This is a genomic window from Streptomyces canus, assembly GCF_001514145.1.
In the GTDB taxonomy this organism is placed as follows: domain Bacteria; phylum Actinomycetota; class Actinomycetes; order Streptomycetales; family Streptomycetaceae; genus Streptomyces; species Streptomyces canus.
The window spans coordinates 317,378-330,030 of sequence record NZ_KQ948665.1 but is presented as its reverse complement, the minus strand read 5'-3'; the positions used below and the strand labels follow the sequence as shown (position 1 = coordinate 330,030).

Genomic DNA, 12,653 nt, shown 5'->3' with positions numbered 1-12,653 from the left:
ACGTCTGTCGTGCCGTACCCCCCTCCGCCGCACGTCCCTTCGGGGCCGCGCAGAAGATCCCTGCTCGCCTCGGTCGCCGGGGGCGCCCTGCTGGCCGGCTGCTCCGACGGGACCGGGAGCACCGAGGAGGGCACCGCCGGCAGTCCGTCCGTCGTCGAGCGGGCACGCGCGCGTGCGGCTCGGGACAGCCGGGGGATCGTCGAACGGTACGACGCCGTCCTCGCCGCGTATCCGGCGCTGGCGGAGCAGGTGGGGCCCTTGCGGGCGGAAGCGGTACGGCATGCGGAGGCGTTCGGGGAGACGGTCGCCACGTCCTCGCCCACCGCGTCGCCGGCCTCGCCCTCGCCCTCGGTCACGGTGCCCACGACCGAGAAGGACGCCCTCGCCCAGCTCGCCGCCGCCGAACGGGCGCTCGCGGACCGGCGGGCCAAGGCGCTGCTGGACGTACCGGGCGAGCTGGCCCGGCTGCTGGCCTCGGTGGCGGCGGCCGGTGCGGCGCACGCGTATCTGCTGATGGAGGGGAGCCGGTGAGCGACGGGGACGACAAGGAGCTGGAGGCCTTCCAGAAGGCGCTGGCCGCCGAGCACGCGGCCGTGTACGGCTACGGCGTCGTCGGCGGCCGGATCGGTGTGGGCCGGCGAGCGGAGGCCCGGGCCGCCTATGACGCCCACCGGGCCCGGCGGGACGGGCTGGTGCGCCAGGTGCGGAACATGGGCGGGAAGCCGGTGGCCGCGGCCGCGGCGTACGCGCTGCCCTTTCCGGTGCCGGACTCGGCAGCGGCGGTACGGCTCGCCGCCGACCTGGAGGAGCGGGTGGCCGGGGTGTACTCCGACCTGGTGCGGGCAACCGAGGGCGGGCGGCGGAGCACGGCCGCCGAGGCGCTGCGGGAGGCAGCGGTGCGGGCGGTGCGCTGGCGCGGCGAGAGCGTAGCCTTCCCTGGGCTCGCCGAGCGGGCGGTCACGATGTCGTCCTCGGCCTATGGCCCGGCTTCTTCGTCGGCTCCCTCGGCGTAACCCGGTACTGGAAGGAAACGACTCGCGCATGGCTTTCGAACCACCGCAGCGGTTGGTGCGGGCGCTCGGCGAGAGCGCGCCGGACGATGACGACTGGGTGGAGAGGCTGCCCGAGACTGCCGAACAGGCGGTCGCGTTGCGCGAGTTGACCGTGGAGCGGGTTCAGGTGCCCGGGGGACGCAGCAGCCTCGTGGTGCTCGTGCGGCGCGCTGACGGGACGCCGGCCGTGCTCAAGCTGGCCCCGGCCCGGGCCCGGCCGGAGAGCGAGCGGGCGGCGCTCGCGCACTGGGAGGGACGAGGGGCCGTACAACTGCTGGAGCCCTTTGCCGCCGAGGGAGTGCTGCTGCTCGAGCGGCTGCATCCGGATGTGTCCGTGCGGTCCCTGCCGGAGGCGAAAGCGCTGCTCGAGGCTGCCGGGGCGCTGCGGCGGCTGTGGGTGGAGCCGCCGGGTGACCATGTCTTCGAGACGGTGGCCGAGCGGACCGGGCGACAGGCCGCGGTCATGCGGGGTGCCTCCGCTGAGGTGGCGGGGCTGGTGAGCGCGGCTCTCGATGCGCGGGAGTCGTTGCTGGCCGCGCCACCGGAGCAGCGGTTGCTGCACGGGACGTTCCGGCAGAGCAAGGTGCTTTCCGGTGTGCGGTCGCCCTGGCTCGCTGTCGGGCCCGATCCTGTCGTCGGGGAGTGTGCGTTCGATCTCGCCCGGCTGGTGCGGGACCGGGTGGAGGACCTGATCGCCTCCCCGTCGGGGGCGGCTACGACCCGCCGGCGGATCAAGCGGCTCGCGGAGTCACTTGAGGTGGATCAGGAACGGTTGCGGGGGTGGACGCTGTTCCGAGCCGTGGAGTCGGGGGTCCGGGCGCTACGGGTGGGACGGCCCAAGGATGCCGAGTTGCTGCTGGAGTTCGCCGGGTGGCTCTGAGGCCGTAGGGCGGCGGCCGCCGGTGCGACCGCCGCCGTACGCTCAAGCGGTCAGGCGGGCGATCGCCTCGTCCACCGTCAGCTCCTCGCGCTCACCGCTGCGGCGGTCCTTGAGCTCCAGGACGCCCTCGGCGGAGCGGCGGCCCGCGACCAGGATCTTGGGTACGCCGATGAGCTCGGAGTCGGTGAACTTCACACCCGGAGAGACCCCGGCGCGGTCGTCGACAAGGACCCTGAGGCCCGCCTCACGCAGCTTCTCGGAGACGTCGAGGGCCAGTTCGATCTGGAGGGCCTTGCCCGCGGCGACGACGTGCACGTCGGCCGGGGCGACCTCGGCGGGCCAGCACAGGCCCTTGTCGTCGGCCGTCTGCTCGGCGAGGGCTGCGACCGCCCGGGAGACGCCGATGCCGTAGGAGCCCATGGTCACGCGGACCGGCTTGCCGTTCTGGCCGAGGACGTCGAGCTTGAGGGCGTCGGCGTACTTGCGGCCGAGCTGGAAGATGTGGCCGATCTCGATGGCGCGGTCCAGCTTGAGGCCGGTGCCGCACTTCGGGCACGGGTCGCCCTCCTGGACGACCACTACGTCGACGTACTCGTCGACCTCGAAGTCACGGCCCGCGACGACGTTCTTCGCGTGCGTGTGCTCCTTGTTGGCGCCGGTGATCCAGGCGGTGCCGGGGGCCACGCGCGGGTCGGCGATGTACTTCACCTTCTCGCCCAGGCCCTGCGGACCGACGTAACCGCGGACGAGGTCGGGACGGCCGACGAAGTCCTCGGCGCTCACCAGCTCCACGGCGGCGGGCGCGAAGTGCGCCTCCACCTTGCCCATGTCGACCTCGCGGTCGCCGGGGACGCCGACGGCCACGATCTCGCCGTCGACCTTCACGAGGAGGTTCTTGAGGGTGTCGGAGGCCTCGACGCCGAGGTGGGCGGCGAGGGTCTCGATGGTCGGGGTGTCGGGAGTGGGGATCTCCTCGAGAGCGGCGACGCCGGCCGCGTCCACCGGCTTCAACTCGTACGTGATCGCCTCGGTGTTGGCCGCGAAGTCGCAGTTCGGGCAGTCGGCGAAGGTGTCCTCGCCGGCTTCTGCGGGGGCGAGGAACTCCTCCGACTTGGAGCCGCCCATCGCGCCGGCGGTGGCGGCGCAGATGCGGTAGTCGAGGCCCAGGCGCTCGAAGACCTTCTGGTAGGCCTGGCGGTGCAGGGCGTAGGACCGGGCCAGGCCCTCGTCCTCGGTGTCGAAGGAGTACGAGTCCTTCATCAGGAACTCACGGCCGCGCAGGACGCCTGCCCGCGGGCGGGCCTCGTCACGGTACTTGTTCTGGATCTGGTAGAGGATGACCGGCAGGTCCTTGTAGGAGGACGCCTGGTCCTTCACCAGCAGGGTGAAGATCTCCTCGTGGGTCGGGCCGAGGAGGTAGTCGCCGCCCTTGCGGTCCTGCAGGCGGAACAGCTCGGGGCCGTACTCGGCCCAGCGGCCGGTCGCCTCGTACGGCTCCCGCGGCAGGATGGCGGGGAGCAGCACCTCCTGGGCGCCGATCGCGTCCATCTCCTCGCGGACGATCCGCTCGACGTTGGCCAGCACCTTCTTGCCGAGCGGCAGCCAGCTCCAGATGCCGGCCGCGGTCCGGCGGACGTACCCGGCGCGGACGAGCAACTTGTGGCTGAGGACCTCGGCGTCCGCCGGGTCGTCGCGCAGCGTCTTCGCCATCAACTGGGACATGCGCTGGACCGGTGCTTTCGCCATGGTTCTCGTACTCCTGCCGGATAAGGGTGATGGCTAGGAGGTTAGCCGGGCGGGCTGTGCCGGTGGAAATCGGTTCAGCGGCGGCGCAGGGGCAAGGGGGCGCCCATCACGGCGTACGGCTTCGGGGCGCTCGGGAAGAGGACCTGGCGGGCGAGGTCCTGGTAGCCGAGGGAGTGGTACAGGCCGCGGGCGGGGCTGTCGGTGTCGATCGCGGAGAGGATCGAGCGGGGCTCGGCGGCGCTGTCGGTGATCGCGGTGATCAGGGTGCGGCCGATACCGCGGTTCTGGTGGTGGGGGTGGACATGGAGCTCGGTGATCACGAACGAGTCGTCGAGCCAGATGTCGTTGTGCTGCGCGCGGAGGTAGGGCTCCACGACGGTGGACCACCAGTGGGTGCGGTTGTTGGGCATGCCGTACACGAATCCGACGAGGTTTCCTCCGACGGTCGCGCCGAGGGCCCTCGCGCCGGGATAGGTCATGTGGCGGAGCACGATCTGGCGGCGGACCGCTACCTCGTCGGCGCCGAGGCCGAAGGCGATGGCCTGTACTGCCAGGGCCTCGTCCACGTGGGCGGACAGGTCCAGGGGGCCGATGACGAGGTCCATGCGGGCAGCGTACAGGGGGGTTTCAGGTGTGTGCCGGGGGCGGGTCGGCTCAGAAGAGGATGCTCATGAAGGCGCCGATCTCCTGGAAGCCCACCCTTGCGTACGTCCGCCTCGCCGGGGTGTTGAAGTCGTTGACGTACAGGCTCACCACCGGGGCCACATCCGCCAGGGCGTACCGCAGTACCGCCGCCATCCCCGGGGCCGCCACTCCCCTGCCCCGGTACTCGGGGGCCACCCACACGCCCTGGATCTGGCAGGCCCGGTCCGTCGCGGCACCGATCTCCGCCTTGAAGACGACCTTGCCGTGTTCGTCGAGGCGAGCGAAGGAGCGGCCGGAACCGACCAGTTCGGCGACGCGGGCCTGGTAGAGGAGTCCGCCGTCGCCGGCCAGCGGGGAGACGCCGACCTCTTCCGTGAACATCGCCACGCACGCCGGCATGATCGTTTCCATCTCGTCCTTGCGGATGCGGCGGACGTACGGATCCGGGGCGATGTCGGTGGGCATGCGGTCGGTGACCATGAGGGGCTGCTGGGCACGGACCTCCCGCGCCGGGCCCCAGCTGGGTTCCAGCAGGCGCCAGAGCTGGGCGGTGGGTTCGGCGGGGCCGACGATGGAGGAGCACCGGCGGCCGGAACGCCGGGCGCGGTCGGCGAAGGCGCGGACGGCTCGGGGGGTCGCGCAGATCGGGACCAGGTTGGCACCGGCGTAGCAGAGGGACGTGAGCATGCCGTCCTCGTACCAGCCCCACATCTCGCCGCCGAGCCGCCACGGGTCGAGGCCGGCGACCTGCACCCTCGACGTCACGAAGGCGTTCGCGACCGGATCGCGGCCGAGCACGGCGAGCGCGGCGTCCAGGTCGCTCGGTTCGAGGACCCGGGAGGTCGTCTGGGTCAACACGGGCGGGGCCTCACACTGGGGTCTGCTGATCTCCGCACTGTACCTGCGGAAGCTGAGCCGTGCCGCCCCCAGTTCGGGGGCCGTTCGTTGCTGACACGCCCGACCCGCGCTGATAGGAACGTCGGATGATCTCGACCCCAGTGCGATCCGACGCCCGGAAATGGCCCGACGAGCAGCTCGCGGAGCTGTTCAGCGAGGGCTTCCCCAAGTTCATCACCGCCGACCGGCTGGTGAAGGAGTACATCGGCCGGGTACGGGAGTTCTTCGCGGGGCTGGATCTGATGCTGCTGGACGCGGACGGGGTTCCCGTCGCCGCCGGGTGGGGGGTGCCGCTGCGGTGGGACGGCCCGGCCGACGCGCTGCCCTCGGGATACACGGACGCGCTGGTGCGGGCCGTCGAGGGTCACGAGCAGGGCGTCGAACCCGACACCCTGGTGATCTGCGGGGCGATCGTCACCCCGTCGCTCAAGGGGCAGGGGCTCGCCGGGCGGATGCTCACCGCCCTGCGGGAGGCCGGACAGGATGCGGGGCTGGCGCGGGTCGTCGCACCCGTGCGGCCCACGACCAAGGCCCGCTATCCGCTGACGCCCATCGAGTCGTTCCTGCGATGGCGGCGGGAGGACGGCACCGCCCTCGATCCCTGGATCCGGACCCACGAACGGCTCGGCGCCCGGATCCTCGCCCCGGCCCCCGTCTCGCAGACGATGACCGGCACGGTCGCCGAGTGGGAGGGCTGGACGGACCTCGCCCTCCCCGAGTCCGGCGACTACGTCATCCCGGACGGGCTGAATGTGCTGCGGGTCGACCGGGACGCCGACGTCGGCGTCTATCAGGAGCCGAACGTCTGGATGCGGCACCGGTGAGCCACAGAGGTCAGCCCGCGACCGACACCGACGGCTCGCCGGAGGCGATGCCCTCCGCCTCCATCTGCTCGGCGATCTTCATCGCCTCTTCGATGAGGGTCTCCACGATCTTCGACTCGGGGACCGTCTTGATGACCTCGCCCTTGACGAAGATCTGCCCCTTGCCGTTGCCGGAGGCGACGCCGAGGTCGGCTTCGCGGGCCTCGCCGGGGCCGTTCACCACGCAGCCCATGACCGCGACGCGGAGCGGGACCTCCATGCCGGTCAGGCCCGCGGTGACCTCCTCGGCCAGCTTGTAGACGTCGACCTGGGCGCGGCCGCAGGACGGGCAGGAGACGATCTCCAGGCCGCGCTGCTTGAGGTTCAGGGACTCCAGGATCTGGTTGCCGACCTTGACCTCCTCGACCGGCGGGGCACTCAGCGACACCCGGATGGTGTCGCCGATGCCCTGGGAGAGCAGCGCGCCGAAAGCCACGGCCGACTTGATGGTGCCCTGGAAGGCCGGGCCCGCCTCGGTCACGCCGAGGTGCAGCGGGTAGTCGCACTGGGCGGCGAGCTGGCGGTACGCCTCGACCATCACGACCGGGTCGTTGTGCTTGACCGAGATCTTGATGTCCCGGAAGTCGTGCTCCTCGAAGAGGGATGCCTCCCACAGTGCGGACTCGGCCAGCGCCTCGGGGGTCGCCTTGCCGTACTTCTGGAGCAGCCGGCGGTCCAGCGAACCCGCGTTGACGCCGATGCGGATCGGGGTGCCGTGGTCCTTCGCGGCCCGCGCGATCTCCTTGACCTTGTCGTCGAACTGCTTGATGTTGCCGGGGTTGACGCGTACGGCCGCACAGCCGGCCTCGATCGCCGCGAAGACGTACTTCGGCTGGAAGTGGATGTCCGCGATCACCGGGATCTGCGACTTGCGCGCGATGGTCGCTAGCGCGTCCGCGTCGTCCTGGGTCGGGCAGGCCACGCGCACGATCTGGCAGCCGGACGCCGTGAGCTCGGCGATCTGCTGGAGCGTGGCGCCGATGTCCGAGGTGCGCGTGGTCGTCATCGACTGGACCGACACCGGGGCGTCACCGCCCACCGCGACCGAACCGACCTGGATCTGCCGGCTCTTCCGGCGTTCGGCGAGCCTGGTCGGAACGGACGGCATGCCGAGAGAAATCGCAGTCATCTGCTGTGCAACCCCAAGTCGTGGATCAAGGTCCAGGTCCCGTCAGCGCCGGGCTCCGGACTTCGAGATTACGGCAAGGGACCGGGCGCGGGCACATCACGGCCGTCAAACCCACTCAATGGAGAGCGGCCCGGCACACACCGTGCCGGGCCGCCTCGAACACCGTATGGCTAGGAGATTCTCACCGGGTTAACGACGTCGGCGATCAGGACGAGGATCGTGAAGCAGATGAAGATCCCCGCCACCACATAGGCCACCGGCATCAGCTTCGCCACGTCGAACGGGCCCGGGTCCGGGCGCTTGAGGACCTTCGCCAGGTTGCGGCGCAGGGACTCCCACAGGGCGCCCGCGATGTGGCCGCCGTCCAGGGGGAGCAGCGGGAGCATGTTGAAGAGGAACAGGGAGAGGTTGAAGCCCGCGACCAGCATGAGCGCCATGGCGAGTTGCTGGGTCGGGGGGATGTCGAGCGTGAAGATCTCGCCGCCCACCCTCGCCGCGCCGACCACGCCCATCGGGGAGTCCGGCTCGCGCGGGGCGTCGCCGAAGGCCGCGTTCCACAGGGCCGGGATCTTGCCGGGCAGGGCGGCCAGGGAGTCGACGGCCTCGCCGACGCGGTCGCCCATCCAGACCACGGAGTCGCCGAAGTCCTGCTTGACGATGCCGGTGGCCGCGCTGAAGCCGAGGAAGCCGGCGGTGACGTACTCGCCCTGGACGTACTGCCCGCTGGAGTCCTTCTTGGCGACCTGGTTGCTGGCGATCTTCGCGGTGAGGGTGACGTCCTTGCCGTTCCGCTCGACGACTATCGGGACCGTCTTGTCGGGGTTGGCGCGGATGAGGTCGGAGAGCTTGTTCCAGTCGTCCGTCCGTACACCGTTGAACGAGAGGATCTTGTCGCCCGCCTTGAGGCCGGCCGCCGCGGCCGGGGAGGCGGGGTCGGAGGCCTTGCAGGTCTGGCGATTCTGGCTCTGGGAGATCACGCACTTGGAGACGGAGCTGACCGTGTTGGTCTGCTGGGAGATGCCGAAGCCCATGAGGACCGTGAGGAACAGCGCCACCGCGAGGATCAGGTTCGCGAAGGGGCCCGCGAACATCACGATGACGCGTTTCCAGGGCTTACGGGTGTAGAAGAGGCGTTTCTCGTCGCCGGGCTGGAGTTCCTCGAAGGCGGCCGAGCGGGCGTCCTCGATCATGCCGCGCCAGGGGGAGGTGGAGCGGGCGCTGATACGGCCGTCGTCGCCGGGCGGGAACATGCCGATCATGCGGATGTAGCCGCCGAAGGGGATGGCCTTGATGCCGTACTCCGTCTCGCCCTTCTTCCGCGAGAAGACGGTCGGGCCGAAGCCGACCATGTACTGCGGCACGCGGATACCGAAGAGCTTGGCGAAGGACAGGTGCCCCAGCTCGTGCCACGCGATCGACACCAGGAGGCCGAAGGCGAAGAGCCCTATGCCGAGGATGAACATCAGGGTCGTCATGCACGGGCCTCCGCCGTCTGTGCCGTCAGTTCCCGGGCCCGGGTCCGCGCCCAGGTCTCCGCTTCGAGGACGTCCGCGACGGTGAGCGAGGTTCCCCCGCGCGGGGTGCCGTGCTCGTCCACCACCCGGGTCACGGTCTCCATGATCCCGTTGAACGGCAGTGCGCCGGCCCGGAAGGCCTCGACGCACTCCTCGTTGGCGGCATTGAACACCGCCGGGGCCGTGCCCGCGAGCTGTCCCACGTGTCTCGCAAGGTTGACCGAAGGAAACGCGTCGTTGTCGAGCGGGAAGAACTCCCAGGTCGACGCCTTGCTCCAGTCGAAGGCGGGCGCCGCGTCGGGGACGCGCTCGGGCCAGCCCAGGCCGATGGCGATCGGCCCGCGCATGTCGGGGGGCGTCGCCTGGGCGATCGTGGATCCGTCCGTGAACTCAACCATCGAGTGGACATACGACTGGGGATGCACGACCACCTCAATGCGGTCGAAGGGAATGTCGTAGAGGAGGTGTGCCTCGATGACCTCCAGCCCCTTGTTGACGAGGGTCGCGGAGTTGATCGTGATGACCGGGCCCATGGCCCAGGTGGGGTGGGCGAGGGCGTCCTCGACGCTCACCTGGGCGAGGTCGGCTTTCGTACGGCCTCGGAAGGGGCCGCCGGACGCGGTGACGACGAGCTTGCGTACGTCGGCCCTCGTCCCGGAGGCCAGGGCCTGGAAGAGGGCGGCGTGCTCGGAGTCGACCGGGATGATCTGCCCGGGCTTGGCGAGGGCCTTCACCAGCGGGCCGCCCACGATGAGCGACTCCTTGTTGGCGAGCGCGAGGGTGCGGCCCGCTTTCAGGGCGGCGAGGGTCGGGGCCAGGCCGATGGAGCCGGTGATGCCGTTGAGGACGGTGTGCGCGTCGGAGGCGGCGACCTGCGTGGCCGCGTCCGGGCCGGCGAGGATCTCGGGGAGCGGCTCGCCCGTGCCGTAGAAACCACTGAGCGCCTCGCGCAGCTGCGGTACGACGTCCTCGCGGGCGACCGCGACGGTCCGCGCCTTCAGCCGGTGCGCCTGCTCGGCGAGGAGCGCGACCCGGCCGCCGTTGGCGGAGAGCCCGGTCACCCGGAACCGGTCGGGGTTGCGCAGCACGAGGTCGATGGCCTGGGTGCCGATGGAGCCCGTGGAGCCGAGGATCACCACGTCCTTGGGACCGTCACCCGGGAGGGGGTTGTAGACCAGGTGCGGGTCGGCGAGAGGGGCTGGACTGTCGCTCATCCCTCCATTGTGGCCGTAAGGACGGTGTGTGAGGACAGCGCGTCCCCCTCTCGGGTTGCGGGAGGGGGACAGCCTTGTCACCGGATGGGCCGGTGCATGTTCTCCTTCTCCGAAGGGCCGGGGGTCGCGTCGGCGATCCAGACGCCCTCGCCCGAGGGGTCGACGATCCCGTCCTCGAGCCAGCCGTAGGTGCCGGACATGACTCCCTTGACGACCTTGCGGTCCTGGTCGTCGGTGTTGTTCCACAGGCGGCCGAAGAGTTCCTCGACGCGCAGACGGGACTGGTGGCAGAAGGCGTCGGCGAGTTGGTAGGCCTCGCGGCCGTGGGGTTCGGTGGTGTAGAGGAGTTCGGCGCGTACGCAGGCCGCGCTCATCGCGAAGAGTTCGGCGCCGATGTCGACGATACGGCCGAGGAAGCCCTGCTTGGTCTCCATCCGGCCCTGCCAGCGGGACATGGCGTAGAAGGTGGAGCGGGCGAGTTTGCGGGCCGTTCGTTCGACGTAGCGCAGGTGTACCGAGAGGTCTACTTCGCGCTTGAACTCGGCGTAGGAGGTGGGGAGTTGGCCAGGACCCGCCACCAGCTTCGGGAGCCACTTGGCGTAGAAGACGCCCGCGTTCGCGCCCGCCTTCGCCTTGTCGCCGAGGGACTTCTCCGGGTCGATGAGATCGCCCGCGACCGAGAGGTGGGCGTCGACGGCCTCGCGGGCGATCAGCAGGTGCATGATCTCCGTGGAGCCCTCGAAGATGCGGTTGATGCGCAGGTCGCGCAGGACCTGTTCGGCGGGGACCGCCTTCTCGCCGCGGGCCCTGAGGGAATCGGCGGTCTCGAAGCCCCGGCCGCCGCGGATCTGGACCAGTTCGTCGGCGACGAGCCAGGCCATCTCGGAGGCGTAGAGCTTGGCGAGGGCACCCTCGATACGGATGTCGTTGCGGTTCTCGTCGGCCATCTGGCTCGAGAGGTCGAGTACGGCCTCCAGGGCGAAGGTCGTCGCCGCGATGAAGGAGATCTTGGAGCCGACGGCCTCGTGGTGGGCGATCGGCTTGCCCCACTGTTCGCGGGCCGCGGACCACTCGCGGGCGATCTTCAGACACCACTTGCCGGCGGCCACGCAGGAGGCGGGCAGCGAGAGGCGCCCGGTGTTCAGGGTGGTCAGGGCGATCTTCAGGCCTGTGCCCTCGGGGCCGATGCGGTTGGCCGCGGGCACCCGGACCTGGTGGAAGCGGGTGACGCCGTTCTCGATGCCGCGCAGGCCCATGAAGGCGTTGCGGTTCTCGACGGTGATGCCGGGCGAGGCGGTCTCCACGACGAAGGCGGTGATGCCGCCCTTGTGGCCCTCTGACTTGGGGACGCGGGCCATCACGACGAGCAGGTCGGCGACCACCCCGTTGGTGGTCCACAGTTTCACTCCGTCGAGGATGTAGTCGTCGCCGTCGGGTACCGCGCTGGTCGCGAGGCGTGCCGGGTCGGAGCCGACGTCCGGTTCGGTGAGGAGGAAGGCGCTGATGTCGGTGCGGGCGCAGCGGGGCAGGAACCGCTCCTTCTGCTCCTGCGTGCCGAAGAGCTTCAGCGGCTGGGGTACGCCGATCGACTGGTGGGCCGACAGCAGCACGCCGATCGCGGGGCTCGCGGAGCCCACGAGGGCCAGTGCCTTGTTGTAGTACACCTGGGTGAGGCCGAGACCGCCGTACTTGGTGTCGATCTTCATGCCGAAGGCGCCGAGTTCCTTGAGGCCGTCCACGACGTCGTCGGGGATCTTGGCCTCGCGTTCGATGAGGGCGCCGTCCACCCTGGTCTCGCAGAAGTCGCGGAGCTTGGCCAGGAAGTCCTCGCCGCGCTGGGCGTCCTCCTCGGGGGGCATCGGGTGGGGGTGGATGAGGTCGAGCCGGAAACGCCCGAGGAACAGTTCCTTGGCGAAGCTGGGCTTGCGCCAGTCCTGTTCCCGGGCGGCCTCCGCCACCTCGCGGGCCTCGCGCTCGGTGACGACGGGCTTGGTGGATGGTGCGGACATCAGGCTCACCTCGTCGTGAATCGGGATCTTGGGGGCCGTATGGTTACCGACGGGTGCTACCCGATCGTATGTACCCGATCCGGGGCGAGGCCACCACCCTTCGTGCGGCCGTTCGGCCGATGTCGACGGAAAACGACGTGGTGTCCAGTCGGCCAGGGCCTTTGGAGAGCTGCGTGCCGGTCTCGTATTTGCCGTTGCTCAGCAGCTTCCGCCGGACGAGTGACCGGGGAAGGCGTCGAGCTCGAGGCGGTTTTGCTGGTGTTGGCCCGGCGTAGCCGTTCCGGTCGGTGTGCCCCTGGGGAAGGGTTGCCGCCGGGCCGGGGCGGGCCTGGGGGTGGTCACCGCGCAGGACGTTCTGCCGACGGTCTCAGAGGCCCTGAGGGGCGAGGTCCGGGTGGCCCTGCGCGGGTACCGGAGGTCCGGGCGGGCTTGGAGGACGGTCCACGTGCAGGCTGCGGGGGTAGGTGCGGAACCGGACGTCGACCGTCTCGCTGTCGACGGCCTCAGGGACCCTGGGGGGTCCGAGGATCCAGGCCCGCCCCGGAGGCCCAGGCGGCGGCCCTGCGGGTCCAGCGGGCCGGGAATCCCGACGGCCTCTCGGGGGCCAGGGCGGCGCCGCAGGTGCAGGGGTCCGAGGGTCCGGACGACCCCAGAACACGCGCGCGACCCCCAGGCGGGCCCCGCACAAGACGTACCGACTCCAG

At 70.6% G+C, this 12,653-nt stretch carries 11 protein-coding genes; 4 read left to right on the top strand and 7 right to left on the bottom strand.

What is annotated here, in order from left to right:
• Positions 1-9 precede the first annotated feature (9 nt).
• The 3 genes from AQJ46_RS30380 to AQJ46_RS30370 are packed head-to-tail and all read left to right on the top strand — an operon-like array spanning position 10 to position 1,932.
• A complete protein-coding gene (locus AQJ46_RS30380) occupies positions 10-531 on the top strand; it encodes a hypothetical protein (protein ID WP_059208589.1) in 522 nt (173 codons plus the stop codon).
• Positions 528-1,013 (top strand): ferritin-like domain-containing protein, encoded by a 486-nt coding sequence (locus AQJ46_RS30375; protein WP_059208588.1) that lies wholly within the window; start codon positions 528-530, stop codon positions 1,011-1,013. The genes AQJ46_RS30380 and AQJ46_RS30375 overlap by 4 nt, the downstream gene beginning before the upstream one ends.
• Before the next feature lie 28 nt (positions 1,014-1,041).
• Complete coding sequence (locus tag AQJ46_RS30370) at positions 1,042-1,932, top strand: aminoglycoside phosphotransferase family protein (protein WP_059208587.1); 891 nt, start codon at positions 1,042-1,044, stop codon at positions 1,930-1,932.
• Between the two features lie 42 nt (positions 1,933-1,974).
• Here the strand turns inward: AQJ46_RS30370 and AQJ46_RS30365 are convergent, their stop codons facing one another.
• The 3 genes from AQJ46_RS30365 to AQJ46_RS30355 form a co-directional block, all read right to left on the bottom strand.
• Entirely contained in the window at positions 1,975-3,678 is a 1,704-nt protein-coding gene (locus AQJ46_RS30365) for a proline--tRNA ligase (RefSeq protein ID WP_059208586.1), read from the bottom strand.
• A gap of 74 nt (positions 3,679-3,752) precedes the next feature.
• Positions 3,753-4,283 (bottom strand): GNAT family N-acetyltransferase, encoded by a 531-nt coding sequence (locus tag AQJ46_RS30360; protein WP_059208585.1) that lies wholly within the window; start codon positions 4,281-4,283, stop codon positions 3,753-3,755.
• 49 nt (positions 4,284-4,332) lie between these two features.
• Positions 4,333-5,181, bottom strand: a complete 849-nt coding sequence (locus AQJ46_RS30355) for a GNAT family N-acetyltransferase (protein WP_057616683.1) — start codon at positions 5,179-5,181, stop codon at positions 4,333-4,335.
• 125 nt (positions 5,182-5,306) lie between these two features.
• Between AQJ46_RS30355 and AQJ46_RS30350 the strand changes: the two genes are divergently transcribed.
• On the top strand, positions 5,307-6,044 hold the full coding sequence (locus AQJ46_RS30350; RefSeq protein WP_059208584.1) for a GNAT family N-acetyltransferase: 738 nt from the start codon (positions 5,307-5,309) through the stop codon (positions 6,042-6,044).
• A gap of 10 nt (positions 6,045-6,054) precedes the next feature.
• Here the strand turns inward: AQJ46_RS30350 and ispG are convergent, their stop codons facing one another.
• From ispG to AQJ46_RS30330, 4 genes are all read right to left on the bottom strand, one after another.
• A complete protein-coding gene (gene ispG / locus AQJ46_RS30345) occupies positions 6,055-7,212 on the bottom strand; it encodes a flavodoxin-dependent (E)-4-hydroxy-3-methylbut-2-enyl-diphosphate synthase (protein ID WP_059208583.1) in 1,158 nt (385 codons plus the stop codon).
• A gap of 170 nt (positions 7,213-7,382) precedes the next feature.
• Complete coding sequence (locus tag AQJ46_RS30340) at positions 7,383-8,675, bottom strand: M50 family metallopeptidase (RefSeq protein WP_107117362.1); 1,293 nt, start codon at positions 8,673-8,675, stop codon at positions 7,383-7,385.
• An 8-nt stretch (positions 8,676-8,683) separates the two neighbouring features.
• Positions 8,684-9,940, bottom strand: coding sequence for a 1-deoxy-D-xylulose-5-phosphate reductoisomerase (gene dxr / locus AQJ46_RS30335; protein WP_059208581.1), 1,257 nt, complete (start codon positions 9,938-9,940; stop codon positions 8,684-8,686).
• Positions 9,941-10,017: 77 nt separating this feature from the next.
• Positions 10,018-11,949: an acyl-CoA dehydrogenase family protein gene (locus AQJ46_RS30330; RefSeq protein ID WP_059208580.1), complete on the bottom strand. Its 1,932-nt coding sequence runs from the start codon at positions 11,947-11,949 to the stop codon at positions 10,018-10,020.
• Between the last annotated feature and the right edge of the window lie 704 nt (positions 11,950-12,653).